Origin of the sequence: Marinobacter sp. 1_MG-2023 (genome assembly GCF_030549045.1) — a bacterium.
GTDB lineage: Bacteria > Pseudomonadota > Gammaproteobacteria > Pseudomonadales > Oleiphilaceae > Marinobacter.
On sequence record NZ_JAUOST010000002.1, the window covers coordinates 675,015 to 688,653 of the forward strand.

General features: G+C 54.5%; 12 protein-coding genes. 1 reads left to right on the top strand and 11 read right to left on the bottom strand.

Annotated elements, in window-relative coordinates; translation table 11 throughout:
- Positions 1-19: 19 nt before the first annotated feature.
- The 11 genes from era to rpoE form a co-directional block, all read right to left on the bottom strand.
- The gene (gene era, locus Q4606_RS09135; RefSeq protein WP_303594011.1) at positions 20-937 is read right to left on the bottom strand and encodes a GTPase Era; all 918 of its coding nucleotides are present in this window, start codon (positions 935-937) and stop codon (positions 20-22) included.
- Entirely contained in the window at positions 937-1,626 is a 690-nt protein-coding gene (gene rnc, locus Q4606_RS09140) for a ribonuclease III (RefSeq protein WP_303594013.1), read from the bottom strand. The genes era and rnc overlap by 1 nt, the downstream gene beginning before the upstream one ends.
- Entirely contained in the window at positions 1,623-2,012 is a 390-nt protein-coding gene (locus Q4606_RS09145) for a DUF4845 domain-containing protein (protein ID WP_303594015.1), read from the bottom strand. The genes rnc and Q4606_RS09145 overlap by 4 nt, the downstream gene beginning before the upstream one ends.
- A gap of 27 nt (positions 2,013-2,039) precedes the next feature.
- Entirely contained in the window at positions 2,040-2,819 is a 780-nt protein-coding gene (gene lepB, locus Q4606_RS09150; protein ID WP_303594017.1) for a signal peptidase I, read from the bottom strand.
- A gap of 11 nt (positions 2,820-2,830) precedes the next feature.
- Entirely contained in the window at positions 2,831-4,633 is a 1,803-nt protein-coding gene (lepA, locus tag Q4606_RS09155) for a translation elongation factor 4 (protein WP_303594019.1), read from the bottom strand.
- 105 nt (positions 4,634-4,738) lie between these two features.
- The gene (locus Q4606_RS09160) at positions 4,739-7,462 is read right to left on the bottom strand and encodes an EAL domain-containing protein (RefSeq protein WP_303594021.1); all 2,724 of its coding nucleotides are present in this window, start codon (positions 7,460-7,462) and stop codon (positions 4,739-4,741) included.
- Positions 7,463-7,597: 135 nt separating this feature from the next.
- Positions 7,598-8,977: a DegQ family serine endoprotease gene (locus Q4606_RS09165; protein ID WP_303607368.1), complete on the bottom strand. Its 1,380-nt coding sequence runs from the start codon at positions 8,975-8,977 to the stop codon at positions 7,598-7,600.
- 114 nt (positions 8,978-9,091) lie between these two features.
- The gene (locus tag Q4606_RS09170) at positions 9,092-9,559 is read right to left on the bottom strand and encodes a SoxR reducing system RseC family protein (RefSeq protein WP_303607327.1); all 468 of its coding nucleotides are present in this window, start codon (positions 9,557-9,559) and stop codon (positions 9,092-9,094) included.
- Positions 9,556-10,599: a MucB/RseB C-terminal domain-containing protein gene (locus tag Q4606_RS09175; protein ID WP_303607328.1), complete on the bottom strand. Its 1,044-nt coding sequence runs from the start codon at positions 10,597-10,599 to the stop codon at positions 9,556-9,558. The genes Q4606_RS09170 and Q4606_RS09175 overlap by 4 nt, the downstream gene beginning before the upstream one ends.
- 21 nt (positions 10,600-10,620) lie before the next feature.
- The gene (locus tag Q4606_RS09180) at positions 10,621-11,190 is read right to left on the bottom strand and encodes a sigma-E factor negative regulatory protein (RefSeq protein WP_303607329.1); all 570 of its coding nucleotides are present in this window, start codon (positions 11,188-11,190) and stop codon (positions 10,621-10,623) included.
- Positions 11,191-11,205: 15 nt separating this feature from the next.
- Positions 11,206-11,823, bottom strand: a complete 618-nt coding sequence (rpoE, locus tag Q4606_RS09185; protein WP_303607369.1) for an RNA polymerase sigma factor RpoE — start codon at positions 11,821-11,823, stop codon at positions 11,206-11,208.
- 202 nt (positions 11,824-12,025) lie between these two features.
- Between rpoE and nadB the strand changes: the two genes are divergently transcribed.
- Positions 12,026-13,630 carry an L-aspartate oxidase gene (gene nadB / locus Q4606_RS09190; RefSeq protein ID WP_303607330.1) on the top strand — a complete coding sequence of 535 codons (1,605 nt, stop codon included), beginning with the start codon at positions 12,026-12,028 and terminating at the stop codon, positions 13,628-13,630.
- Positions 13,631-13,639 lie beyond the last annotated feature (9 nt).

The following is a 13,639-nucleotide window of genomic DNA, read 5'->3' on the forward strand; positions in this document are numbered from 1 at the left end:
GGCATAATGGGCTCTGGCGTCAGAGGTCGTTCATGCCCAGGCTCTTGAGCGCACGGTCACTGTCGGCCCAGCCACGCTTTACCTTGACCCACAACTTGAGCATGACCTTGCTATCGAACATGCGCTCCATATCGGCTCGGGCGTCCTGACCGATGCTGCGCAGCCGATCGCCCTTATCACCAATCATGATTTTTTTCTGGCCTTCGCGCTCCACAAGAATCAACGCCGATATATGAAGGGTCTTACCATCATGTTTGAACTCTTCAATTTCCACGGCAACGGAGTACGGCAGTTCGGCACCCAGTTGACGGGTGATTTTTTCACGCACCATCTCCGATGCCATGAAGCGTTCACTGCGATCGGTTATCTGATCATCGGGATAGAAATGAACACTCTCAGGCAGAAAACGACCAACTGTCTCCTCCAGCGGCTTCAGGTTAGTTTCCTTCAGCGCCGACATCGGAATAATTTCAGCAAATTCGCGCTTTCTGGAAAGCATGTCCAGGTGTGGCAGCAGGCTTTCCCGATTTTCAATCCGGTCAACCTTGTTCACCGCCAGAATAACGGGACATTCCAGCTTGCTCAGTTTCTCAAGCACCATCTCATCCGCCGTAGTCCAGGCAAGCTGATCCACCACGAATACCACCACGTCCACACCCGATAGCGCAGAGGTGGCAGCCTTGTTCATATAGCGGTTCAGGGCCCTGGGTTCCTCCAGGTGCATCCCGGGTGTATCCACATAGATTGCCTGCACCGGGCCCTCGGTTTTAATCCCGAGCACCTTGTGGCGAGTGGTTTGTGGTTTACGGGAGGTAATGCTCAGTTTCTGTCCCAGGATATGGTTCAGCAACGTCGACTTACCGACATTGGGGCGGCCAACAATGGCCACAAAACCGCAACGGCTGTCGGGGTTCTCCGGACGCGTAATATCGTTCATCAGGGTGTCTCCACGCCGAGTTGTTTCAGCGCGCTGCGTGCCGCTTCCTGCTCCGCCACGCGGCGACTGCTTCCGACTCCGCTGGTAGTTCGGTCCAGCGAAGACAACACACAAGACACATGAAATGTCTGGTTGTGAGCCTCTCCGTCTACAGATATAACTTCATACCGGGGCAGAGGGAACTGCCTCGACTGAAGATACTCCTGCAAGCGGGTCTTGGGATCTTTCTGGGTATCCTGCAGGTCCAACTGCTTCAGCCTGTGCTCAAACCATCGCAATATCTGTTCGCGGCAGGTCTCGAAATCGCTGTCGAGATAGATAGCACCAATGATGGACTCTACCGCATCGGCAAGAATGGATTCACGGCGAAAGCCGCCACTCTTCAGCTCGCCTGAACCAAGCCGCATGTAGCTTCCCAGCTGGAATTCGCGGCCAATCTCGGCCAGCGTTACGCCCTTCACCATTCGTGCCCGCAAACGGCTCAGCTGGCCTTCCCGGGCTTTCTCAAAGTTCAGAAACAGATACTCGGCGATGACCATATTGACAATAGAGTCACCGAGAAATTCCAGCCGTTCGTTATTCTGGTTACCATAACTCCGATGCGTCAGCGCCAGCGTAAGCCGCTCTGGCGACTTGAACTGGTAGCCAATACATCGCTGTAACTGATCCAGGTCCGGCTGCGAACTCACTTGCCCTTCATCTCATATCTGTGCTGGAAGTGAACAACAGTGTCTATGTTGCGAAAGATATTATTGCGAACTTCGTAATCCACATTGATCACGACAAGCTCACCGTCTTTTTCAACCGTAATATCTTTGGCATCAAAACCGCGAATATTGTTTACGCTGAGGCGCTTGTTCATCAGGGTACGGATCTGAGCCGGCCCCATCCGGGACAAACCCTCGGTACCATCCAGGCCTTCCAACGCTTCCTGAATGGTGAGGTCGTCCATATAGGCCGGCCCGACCTTGATAACCAAAGTAAGCAAACTGCCAAAAAACAGCACCATGACCAGAATGACAAGCGCCGAAGCACCACCCTGGCGGCTCATGGCGGATAGATTATTTTTCTTCATTACAACTGAACTCCAGAATAGTAAAAATTACTCAATTCCGCCCACCCGCTTGAAGGATGGCAGACTGGTTAAGGATTTCCAGTGCATCCAGATCGCAAAAGCCTTACCCACGACCAACTCGTCCGGAACCGTACCCCAGTATCGGCTGTCGTTGCTGTTGTCGCGGTTGTCGCCCATAACGAAATAGTGCCCCTCTGGCACCTGCCACTCGCCTTCGCCCGCAGCTCCCGGACGGCCCATGGTCAGGAAAATATCATGTTCCACTGTGCCCAGGTCTTCGCGGCGCACTTCTACCGGCGGCAGGCGCACAACAAACTCGCTGTCTATCTGCTCGTCGTTAATGAAAAGCTGCTTGTTACGATAGCGAACTCTATCTCCCGGAAGGCCAATTACACGCTTGATATAATTGGTTTTTCCGTCTTCGGGATAACGGAACACCATTACATCACCCCGATCAGGATCGCCGACCTCCAGCACTTTGGTTCCGGCAACAGGTAAACGCAGCCCATAGGCGTACTTGTTGACCAGAATAAAGTCTCCGACTTCCAGCGTTGGCAGCATGGAGCCTGAAGGAATTTGGAAGGGCTCCACCAGAAACGACCGGAGGATCAACACAATGGCCAATACCGGAAAAAATGAACGGCTAAGGTCAACCAGATACGGCTCTTTAGGCTCTTCCTCATCATGAGCTGCATCATCAGGGAGCGCTGCAAGGCGACGCTTACGCAAAAACAGTATATCGGCTAGCCAGATCAGCCCTGACGCAAAGGTCAGAACAACCAGAACCAGTGGAAAATCAATATCCATCCAGATGCCTTTTAATTATCGACTTTCAACACGGCAAGAAACGCTTCCTGAGGCACTTCGACATTGCCCACCTGCTTCATGCGTTTTTTACCTTCCTTCTGCTTCTGGAGCAGTTTTTTCTTTCGGCTGACATCACCGCCGTAACATTTTGCGGTTACGTTTTTACGCAGTGCTTTCACACTGACCCTGGACACCACCTGATTTCCAATGGCAGCTTGAATGGCGATATCAAACATCTGCCGGGGGATCAGGTCTTTCATCTTCTCAATCAACTGACGCCCCTTGTAGTGGGACTGCTCTTTATGGACGATTAAAGCCAGGGCGTCCACGCGCTCACCGTTGATAAGCACATCGAGACGTACAAGATTTGCCTGCTGGAAGCGCACGAAGTGGTAATCCAGAGACGCAAACCCGCGACTGGCAGATTTGATCCGATCAAAGAAATCGAGCACCACTTCGGCCATCGGCAATTCGTAAGTCAGCTGCACCTGATTGGTCGTAAAGTGCATATTCTTCTGAACGCCCCGCTTCTCTTCACAAAGCGCAATTACATTACCCAGATGTTCCTGGGGTACAAGAATATTCGCTTCTACTATGGGTTCACGCATTTCCTCAATTGAGCCAATATCCGGCAACTTTGAGGGACTGTCCACCGACAGCGTCTCTCTTTGCTTGGTCAGCACCTCGTAAATAACCGTAGGTGCGGTCGTAATCAGATTGATATCGTATTCACGCTCGAGCCGCTCCTGAATAATCTCCATGTGCAGCATGCCGAGGAAACCACAGCGGAAACCAAAACCCAGGGCATCAGAACTCTCAGGCTCATAAAACAGCGAAGCGTCGTTCAAGGTGAGCTTTTCCAGCGCGTCGCGGAAATCGTTGTAGTCGTCAGCGCTTACCGGGAAGAGGCCTGCGTAAACCTGCGGCTGTACCTTCTTGAACCCCGGCAGCATTGGCGTTTCGGCAGCAAACTTGTGATGCACAATTGTGTCACCTACCGGAGCGCCGTGAATATCTTTGATACCGGCAACCACAAAACCCACATCACCGGCTTCCAATATGTTGGTGTCATAAGGCTTGGGGTTGAAAATCCCCACCTTGTCAGCGTTCCAGGCTTTCCCAGTAGATTTGATAACAATCTTGTCGCCCTTTCTCATAACGCCTTGGGTAACCCGGACAAGAGACACCACACCCAGATAGTTATCGAACCAGGAATCTATGATCAAGGCCTGCAAGGGCTCCTTCCGATCGCCCTGAGGTGGTGGTACTTTCCTGATCAGGTCTTCCAGTACGTCTTCAACGCCCATTCCGCTCTTGGCCGAGCAACGTACCGCATCAGAAGCATCAATACCGATGATATCTTCTATCTCAGCAGCAACCCGCTCAGGCTCTGCCTGGGGCAGATCCATCTTGTTCAGAACGGGCACAACTTCCAGGCCCTGCTCGATGGCGGTATAGCAGTTGGCAACAGACTGGGCTTCCACTCCCTGGCCGGCATCCACTACCAGCAGTGCACCTTCACAGGCATAAAGCGAACGCGATACTTCATAGGAAAAATCGACATGACCGGGCGTATCGATAAAGTTCAGCTTGTATACTTCACCATCCTGCGCTGTGTAATGAAGCGTGACACATTGAGCCTTGATGGTGATGCCCCGTTCGCGCTCCAGATCCATGGAGTCCAGCACCTGCGCGGCCATTTCCCTGTCGGTCAGGCCTCCGCAAACCTGGATAAAGCGGTCTGCAAGCGTGGATTTTCCATGGTCAATGTGGGCGATAATGGAGAAGTTACGGATTCGGCTCAGTTCAGTCACAGACAATGAATACTCATAATAATACGGAGGATTGAGCCCGGAGAGACCACTACCAGCATCCGGGGCCGGCGTGATTTTACCGGTAACCGGCCGCCATTGCCATGATCAGCAACTAAGCGGCCGCTCATACTGCCGGATAAGAAAGCCAATCAGGGCGTCTTCATCCAACGGATAGCTGAACAGGTTGCCCTGGCACTGGGTGCAACCGGCGGACTTCAGGAAGCTCAGTTGTTGCGGCGTTTCTACACCTTCAGCGACCACGGTGAGGTGAAGTTTCTGCGCCAGCGCAATCACCGCAGAGGCCACGTCGGTTGCGCTGACATTGTAAGGAATATCGCGAATAAAGCGGTGGTCAATTTTTATCACATCAAGAGGGAGCTGCTGCAGAGAAACCAGGGAGCAGGATCCAGCCCCGAAGTCGTCGAGTATCAGGCAGACACCAAGGTCATTGAGCGACACTAGAAGCTCACGCAGCATGCGCGGATCTTCGTTCAGCAACTCGACCGGCATTTCCAGCTCCAGCTTCTCAGGCGAAACCCCCGTCTCGGTAATTACTCTACGGACCATATCGAGAAAGCGGGAATCCGTGATCTGCATTACCGACAGGTTGACCGCCATTTTCAGCGCTTCAAAACCCGCCCGCTCCAGCGCCTGCACTTGAATACAGGCCTGGCGCAATGCCAACTCACCAAGACGCACAATCAGGCCGGTTTCTTCGGCCAGTCCGATAAACTGCTGCGCCGACACCAGGCCCTTTTCCGGATGGTGCCAGCGCAGGAAAGCTTCAACCCCAATCACCCGCCCGCTGATCAGATCCACCTTGGGCTGGTAATGCAGAACGAAGCGCTCACCCTCAAGGGCGCTCGCCAGCTCTTCTTGCTGGAGTAAGCGGCGAGCAGCTTTGATATTCATGGCAGGGGTAAAGAACTGATAAGTATTCCGCCCCATTTCCTTGGCCCGGTACATCGCCAGATCCGCATACTTCATCAAAGCGCCGGGGTCTTCGCTATCGTGAGGGATCATTGTGATACCGATGCTGACAGTAATGCCCACTTCATGGTCACTCAGGCGAATCCGCTGGCAGAGCCTTCGCAAAATAGTTTCCGCAACTTTGGAGACCGCTTCCGAACCAGCGACCTGTGACAGCAATACAACAAATTCATCACCCCCAAGCCTTGCCACTGAATCTTCTTCGCGCACACAGCCCTCAAGCCATTTGGCAACCTGGCACAAAAGCTCGTCGCCCGCGTCGTGGCCCAGTGTATCGTTAATACGCTTGAAGCCATCAAGATCAAGGAACATCAGCGCTGCCGGCTCGCCGCTTCTGCGGCTTCGGTGCACTACATTATTGAGGCGATCACGGAATAACTGGCGGTTGGCCAGCCCGGTAAGGGGATCGTAAAACGCAAGGCGGTGCAGCTCTGACTGGGCCGCTTTCAGCTGGGTCAAGTCACGCAGGCTCAACACGATACCGTTAACCCCAGGGACTGTCAGCATGGCGGTAAAAGTGCCTTCCATGTCGCGCCAGCCGCCGTCAGCATCGCAGATGCGCGCCCGCACAACAGGCATCTGCTTGCCTGGCGCCTCCATGGCATCATCAAAGCCCTGCTTGAGCCTGGGCCAGTCGTCTTCATGCACAAGACTTTCCAGCGCCAACTCCTGAACTTCGTCAGGATCAAATCCCAGAATATCAAAACTGGACGGACTGGCATAAAGCGGCGTACCAAACTCATCCATAACCAGCGTAACGTTAGCCGCACCCTCAGTAATCGCGCGATAACGTCCGGCGCCGATTTGCGCCATAAGACGTGAATGAATCAATACCAGTGCCACAACAAAAAGTAGCAGGCTGATGGCAATACCACTGCCAAGCACAATAGACGGGCGCGGATCGGACGCCAGATAGTCAAAGGCCGGCGTGGACCGGGTCTGCAACAACCAGTCCCGTCCGCCATGACTTACGGTCTGGCTCATTTCAAAACTGTATTCGTTATCCAGGGAACCAAGATTCGAGCCGTACATCAGGTTTTCACGGGCAACCACGCCGTTATCGTAAATACGGACATCGAGAAACGGAGAAATCAGGCCAATGATGCCATCGAGAAGGTTGTTCATACGGAATGCACTGAACACGAAGCCGGCCAGCATCATACGACGCTCCGCTCGTATTTCCGGCACCTGTCCGCCCTGATAAACAGGGTAATACATGAGGAAGCTGGCCTGCCCCTCCTCCAGCTCTTCCTGGACCAGGACCACCTTGGCCGTTACCGTTGGAATCGCACGATCACGCGAACGTTCCATAGCCTTACGGTGAACGGGATCACTGAAAGCGTCATAACCCAAAGCTTTTCGATTGCTTTCGGTTCCGGGCTCGAGGTACACCATGGGGTAATAGAAAGGGCCTGTTCCCAATGGCTTCACCAGATAATTGTAAACCCCTTCTTCACGCACCGAAGCAATGTGATCGGCCATCCCCCGCACTTCGATGCGCTCAACGTACCCGATACCCTGAATACCCGGGTAATATCGGTTAATGTCGACCTTATGAACATATTCTCGCCATTGATCACGGGATACCTTACCCGCGACCGCGAAAAGTCCAGCACTGCCCGCCAGAACCTGTTCGTAGTTGAGCAAACGCTCCTCAATGGCGGTTTTCAATTGCAGAGACTGGGTTCGGAACCTCGCCTCCGTGCGGTCATCCACCAACCGGATGGAAAACTGCCAGGACGCGACGGTTACAATAATGGTTACGACCAAAAGCAGCCATGCAAGCCAGGCATTACGAGGGTTCAGCAGTTTCAGAAGGGGGAGATCCTTTGTGTTCATACCTGGCCTGATCCGTTCCGTGGCAGCTCTTTTTATTTCAGGAAGGCAGTATAACAAAAGCTCCGAAGTCTGTCGTTTCCAACACCAGGTTTCGGAGCTTTTCGTAACAATATGCTTCTTTTCAGGCAGCTACAATCAGGGTTTCATTACAAGATAAATTGCCCGACCCTGGCGAACTACCCGCACGGATACGGCTCGCCCCTCAGGCAGCGACCTGACCACCTGCCGGAAATCCTCGACCGATGCCACAGCCGTCCTGTTTATCTCAGTGATCACATCCCGGTCGCGAATACCTGCATCATAGGCTGGCCCTCTGCCGACACCGGTCACTATAACACCACCCGATACACCAATAGAGTCAGCCAGGTCCTGTGGCAAAGGCTCAACCGTCAGTCCCAGAGGCGCTGATGATGAGCTGCCACCAGAGGGCGACGTTTGCCGGGAACCACTTTCATCGGGCAACTGGCCAATTTCGACATCCAGCGCGATTTCTTTCCCGCCACGCAGAACCGTTAGGCGGGCCGTCTCACCTACAGGTGTGCGGCCCACCATGGGTGGCAAGTCAGACGATAGCTGAATATCGTCGCCGTCGTACTCAAGAACGATATCTCCAGACTGCAAGCCGCCCTCCTCGGCCGGAGAGCCATTCATAACTTCTGCAATCAGCGCGCCCCGCGGACGCTTGAGGCCAAACGATTCGGCCAGATCACGGTTCACTTCCTGGATAAGCACGCCCAGCCAGCCGCGGGAGACAGTGCCTTTGTCGCGAATCTGCCGAAAAACACTCATGGCATCATCAATGGGAATAGCAAAAGAAACCCCCATGAAACCACCGGAGCGCGTGTAAATCTGCGAGTTAATACCGATTACTTCGCCGTCAAGATTAAACAGCGGACCACCTGAGTTACCCGGATTTATGGCAACATCAGTCTGAATGAACGGCACGTAGTTTTCTGAGGGGAGCGAACGACCCAAGGCACTGACGATACCCGCCGTAACCGTGTAGTCAAAACCAAACGGCGAGCCAATCGCAAACACCCACTCTCCCACCTTGAGATCTCTGGAGCGCCCTGTTTTTACAACCGGCAGATCGTCACCATTCTCGATTTTCAGAACAGCCATGTCCGAACGCGCATCTGTACCCACCAGAGTTGCGGGTAGCTCGCGGCGATCATTGAGCCGAACAATAATCTCATCGGCACCTTCGACCACATGATTATTGGTCAACACGTAACCGTCTTTGGAGACGATAAAGCCCGAACCCATGGAACGCCGCGGCTGAGAGCTACCCGGCGCTCCCTCGAAAGGAGACTGGGGACCACGAAAGAACTCCTGGAAAAATTCTGGCAATTGATCCAGCTGCCGCTCATCAAAAGGTAAGCCGTGGAAGCGTGCGTTACCCGTAGTGGCAGCACTGGTAGTACTTATGTTCACTACGGCGCCTGCATTCTCCTCAACCAGGCCGGTAAAATCCGGCAAGCCACGGGCAGCGCCTGCCTGACTCCAGGCCAGCATCACAAAAGCGACCAGTGTTAACAGCAAAGAAGCCGGCAACCCCTGAACGAGTGATGCCGGGGAAAAGCGGATAACCGCTGTTGTCATTCTCAGCATGTCAGAATCCCCTGAATATCATATTAGCGAGTCTGGATGAGACACCACTCCGGCCGGGATACGGTTAATCCGGAGTAGCGTGGGTTCATAGTTTCCGGTATTCCGGCTCTGCAAACGCCGGCTTACGAAAAAGCCGAAAGCAAGCCCTGCAACAGCGCCCACCATGGCCACAAAGTCACTACCACCGGACAGGTAGTGTCCAAACATACAGGCAGACACCATGAGCAATAGCGGAAGCGCGTACACCAGCAATGAAGCGCTCAGAAGCGCGCTTTCATCAATACCAAGTGTCACTTCTTCGCCAACACACGCATTTACGGAATTAACAACCCGTACCTGATTGGCCCGACCGCCCGTAGCTGACGCCAGAACCTTCTGCCCACAACCATTGCGTGCAGCACAGCTCTGGCAAGCACTGGCGCGAATGGTCTGGACCCACGCGTGCTCGCCCGTCACGGCAACTACTTTGCCGGTCTCGGTGATCACTGCTCACCCGCACTCAGGGCAAACGTTTTTTCAATCTGTACCGACTCTGCAACTTGCCGGGCCGCTGCTGGTGGTATTTCGCCCACAACCGTTACAAGAAACATCTGCTTTCCACTCTGCAGCTGACGCATATAAATCGTTGTTGCACCGACACGGGAAGCACCGGTGGGCATGCTTACTCTTCCTGCGGGCTCCACGAACACAGAGAAGGCAGCCAGCCCATCAGAAAATGCAACGGTCTGCCCCTTCCCCGTAATAGGCGCTGCCGCAGGCTCAAAACCCTCAGGTCGCCAGTCGAGTTGCCACCCCTGCATGCGTGGCGTTTGGGCCGACTCGCCCTGCAAACCGGCACGCTGATCGGTATCGCTCAGAGTTCGAGAGACCTCGAGGCCTTCTGTACGAATCTCTAACTCGCTGTCAGAAATATCGTCCGTAATCTCAAGACTGGTGAACTGGAAGTGCTCCAGCACCTCGCCGCTGGAAGAACGGACATGGCTTTTTACCAAAAGACCGGTGGACTTTTCCAGCCAGAGGCGATGGCTGTAACGATATTGGTCTTTGGCGGTCAGAGCGACAGTAACCACGTCGTAGCCCGCAATACGGTCTTCACCCTTGAGTTCAGCTCTATACCATCTGCTTACAGGGATGAGTTGACTGGCGAAAACCTCAGCAAAAGGCCCTGAGGGAATAACCTGATCCAGCTTTACCCGGCCCTGGTTCGGGAGCACGCAAACGACATTCACACCCCTGCGAACAATTTCTCCGCTGCCTCCATCCTGCAAAACCAGACGTTCCTCCACCATGCCATCATGGTAGCGATGGGCAATCTGCATGGAGTGCACACTGGCCCCCCTGGCATAGACAAAGACGCCGCGATAGGAGGTCATATTAAGGGCAGGCGCAAGCTTTTCAAGCCAGTAGACTGCTGTTTTTTCGCCAGCGACCGCATAGGCCGGCACGGCCAGCACCAACGCCAATGCGAGGAGTCCGCGCAATGACAGCTCAGTCAGACTCAGGCCAAAATAACGGGGTTTGCTCATGAGCACCTTCATTACTTGATATCAGTATCCGCCATTAGCGCTAACAAGACGGGCATAGCCTACTGAACCCTGCCCGGCGCCTACACTGTTGTGCTGAGCGTGTTCCAGCAGATATCGGTTCATGTGTTCCCACTGTTTTTCATCGAGCCCCTGAAGGGCAACTTCCTGAACCGGCGCGACCTCGCCGACAGATTCTGCTCCCGGTCTCTGCTCTGAGGGCGCTGACGCCAGATCACCTGGAGAGGTTTCTCCAGAGTCCCAGCCAGCACCGGCACCAAAGCCTAACAGCAAAGCAAAAGCAACCATGGCCACCGCCGGCCACTGCCAGTTGCGCGGCGCTTCCCGGGTCTGCGGTGCCGGCGACACCTGTGACCTGGTACGGCCGTCTAGCGCTTCACGCACTGCCGCACTTACATCAACACCCTCAGCCGGCGAATGGCCCCGGTGCATCAGGTCATGAATACCTTGCCACCGCTGCCACTGCGCATGCACATCGCTCTGTTCCTCGTGGGATAGCAGGCGCCGGACCGAAAGCTCATCGGCCTCATCGTCCATCATGGCCGACAGTGTTTCTCTGAGACGATCATCCATAGGATGCACCCTCAATTACGTCACGGAATGATTGAGCAAGGGTCCGAGATGCCTGTCAACGGCATCCCGGGCCCGGAATATACGCGAGCGCACGGTCCCGATGGGGCACTCCAGAATTCGCGCAATGTCTTCATAGCTGAGCCCATCGTACTCTCGCAGCAGGAAGGCCGATCTCAGTTCCTCTGGCAAATTGGCTATCGCTTTTCTCAACTCGTTCTGAAGCTGATCACGCTGAAGTAAACGCTCAGGCGACGCAATGTCGCGTAAGCGCCTGCCGTCATCGTAGTTCTCTGCCTCAGCAGAATCAGCGCTGCCTTGCGGCCGGCGACTGCGAGATTCAAGATGATTTTTCGCGGTATTCACCGCAATGCGGTACAGCCAGGTATAGAAGGCACTGTCACCACGAAAGCGATCTATGGCCCGGTAAGCTTTGATGAACGCTTCCTGGGTAAGATCCATGACTTCCTGGCTATCGTAAACGTACCGACTGATGATTGAAGCGACCCTCGATTGGTATTTAACAACCAGAAGATCGAACGCTGCGCGGTCCCCGTTTCGCACTTTGCGAACGAGCTGCAGGTCGGTCTGGCTATCTGGTTGCTCAGCCTGTTTCTGGTCGTTTTCGGGTACCATGGACGTTACGCCGGTGCGCTCTGTTTTCCTGGCCAGCTTTCCGGCCGTTACGAGTTTCTGGTGGTTCATGCTCACTGTCCGGCGCCCGTTTATGTAAACGACAACCCACCCCATCGGGCAGGTCATCCATCAGGCCAAATAGACAGCAAGCGCAAAGTTTAGTTCAATACACCTCTACATTATGGCCCGCGATACCGACCCGATGCCACAGTCCTACGAATACGATGTTCTTATTATCGGCAGCGGTGCTGCCGGCCTGACCGTTGCGCTTAACCTTCCGGAACACCTGAAGGTGGGTGTTGTCAGCAAGGCCGATATCAGCAGCGGCGCCACACTCTGGGCCCAGGGCGGCATAGCTGCTGTTCTGGACGACGAGGACTCCACTGAAAACCATGTGCAGGATACCCTGGCTGCAGGCGGCGGCTTGTGCAGCGAAGATGCTGTGCGATTTACCGTAGATCACAGCAAGGAAAGCATCGAGTGGCTAATCGGCACCGGCGTCGACTTTACCCGGGATACCGACGCCCAATTCCACCTCACCCGTGAAGGCGGTCACAGTCACCGCCGTATTATTCACGCAGCCGATGCCACGGGGCATGCAGTTTCAACGACATTGACTGCCCAGGCCCAGGCTCGTCCCAATGTTGAGCTCATGTCCGGGCGTGTTGCGGTCGATCTCATCACCAATCGCAAACTCGCCTTGCCGGGGAACCGTTGCGTAGGCGCCTACATACTGAATCTTGAAGATAACCACGTAGAACTTTTCCGGGCGCGCTTCACGGTCATCGCAACCGGCGGTGCATCCAAGGCGTATCGATACACCACCAATCCTGACGGCGCATCCGGTGATGGCATAGCTATGGCCTGGCGTGCAGGCTGTCGTGTTGGCAACATGGAATTCAACCAGTTCCACCCGACCTGTCTGTACCACCCTCATGCCAAGTCATTCCTGATCACCGAAGCGGTGCGAGGTGAAGGAGGTCTCCTGAAACTGCCCGATGGCTCGCGCTTTATGGATCGCTTTGACAAGCGTGGAGAACTCGCACCGCGGGACATAGTAGCCCGCGCAATAGACCACGAGATGAAGCGGCTGGGCGCCGATCACCTGTATCTGGACATAAGCCACAAACCAACAGATTTTATCCGCCACCACTTCCCGACCATTTACGAAAAGTGTCTGGAGTTTGGCATCGACATTACCCGGGAACCCATTCCCGTAGTACCTGCGGCGCACTATACTTGTGGCGGCATAGTCAGCGATGAGCGGGCACGAACGGATATCAACCAGCTTTACGTTGTTGGCGAGGCCGGATTTACCGGGCTTCACGGAGCCAATCGCATGGCCAGCAACTCATTGTTGGAATGTTTGGTTTATGGCCGGGCAGCAGCCGCCGACATTGCGCGCAGGGAGGCAGACATTCCGCCTCCACCCGAAGCGCCGGCGTGGGATGAAAGCCAGGTGCGTGATTCTGATGAAGATGTAGTTATTTCTCACAACTGGGACGAGTTACGCCACTTCATGTGGGATTACGTGGGCATAGTTCGCACCACCAAACGCCTTCAGCGGGCGAAACACAGAGTGGATCTTCTGTCCGCCGAAATCGGCGAGTTTTACAACAATTACCGGGTAACCAATGATCTCCTGGAACTCAGGAACCTGGTAACCGTGTCTGATCTGATTATCTGCTCAGCGCTTCAACGCAAAGAAAGCCGGGGCCTGCATTACACCCTGGATTACCCGGGACTGCTGCACGAGGCCCGTGATACCGTGCTGACACCAACCACCTACAGAACACCTTCGCCGTAAAGAGAGCAA

Excerpts from the sequence above, each read along its gene's own strand:
- Q4606_RS09175 (WP_303607328.1), bottom strand. The coding sequence starts at position 10,599 with ATGAGCAAACCCCGTTATTTTGGCCTGAGTCTGACTGAGCTGTCATTG.
- rpoE (WP_303607369.1), bottom strand. The coding sequence starts at position 11,823 with ATGGTACCCGAAAACGACCAGAAACAGGCTGAGCAACCAGATAGCCAG.
- Q4606_RS09160 (WP_303594021.1), bottom strand. The coding sequence starts at position 7,462 with ATGAACACAAAGGATCTCCCCCTTCTGAAACTGCTGAACCCTCGTAAT.
- lepB (WP_303594017.1), bottom strand. The coding sequence starts at position 2,819 with ATGGATATTGATTTTCCACTGGTTCTGGTTGTTCTGACCTTTGCGTCA.
- Q4606_RS09180 (WP_303607329.1), bottom strand. The coding sequence starts at position 11,190 with ATGGATGATCGTCTCAGAGAAACACTGTCGGCCATGATGGACGATGAG.
- era (WP_303594011.1), bottom strand. The coding sequence starts at position 937 with ATGAACGATATTACGCGTCCGGAGAACCCCGACAGCCGTTGCGGTTTT.
- Q4606_RS09165 (WP_303607368.1), bottom strand. The coding sequence starts at position 8,977 with ATGCTGGCCTGGAGTCAGGCAGGCGCTGCCCGTGGCTTGCCGGATTTT.
- Q4606_RS09145 (WP_303594015.1), bottom strand. The coding sequence starts at position 2,012 with ATGAAGAAAAATAATCTATCCGCCATGAGCCGCCAGGGTGGTGCTTCG.
- nadB (WP_303607330.1), top strand. The coding sequence starts at position 12,026 with ATGCCACAGTCCTACGAATACGATGTTCTTATTATCGGCAGCGGTGCT.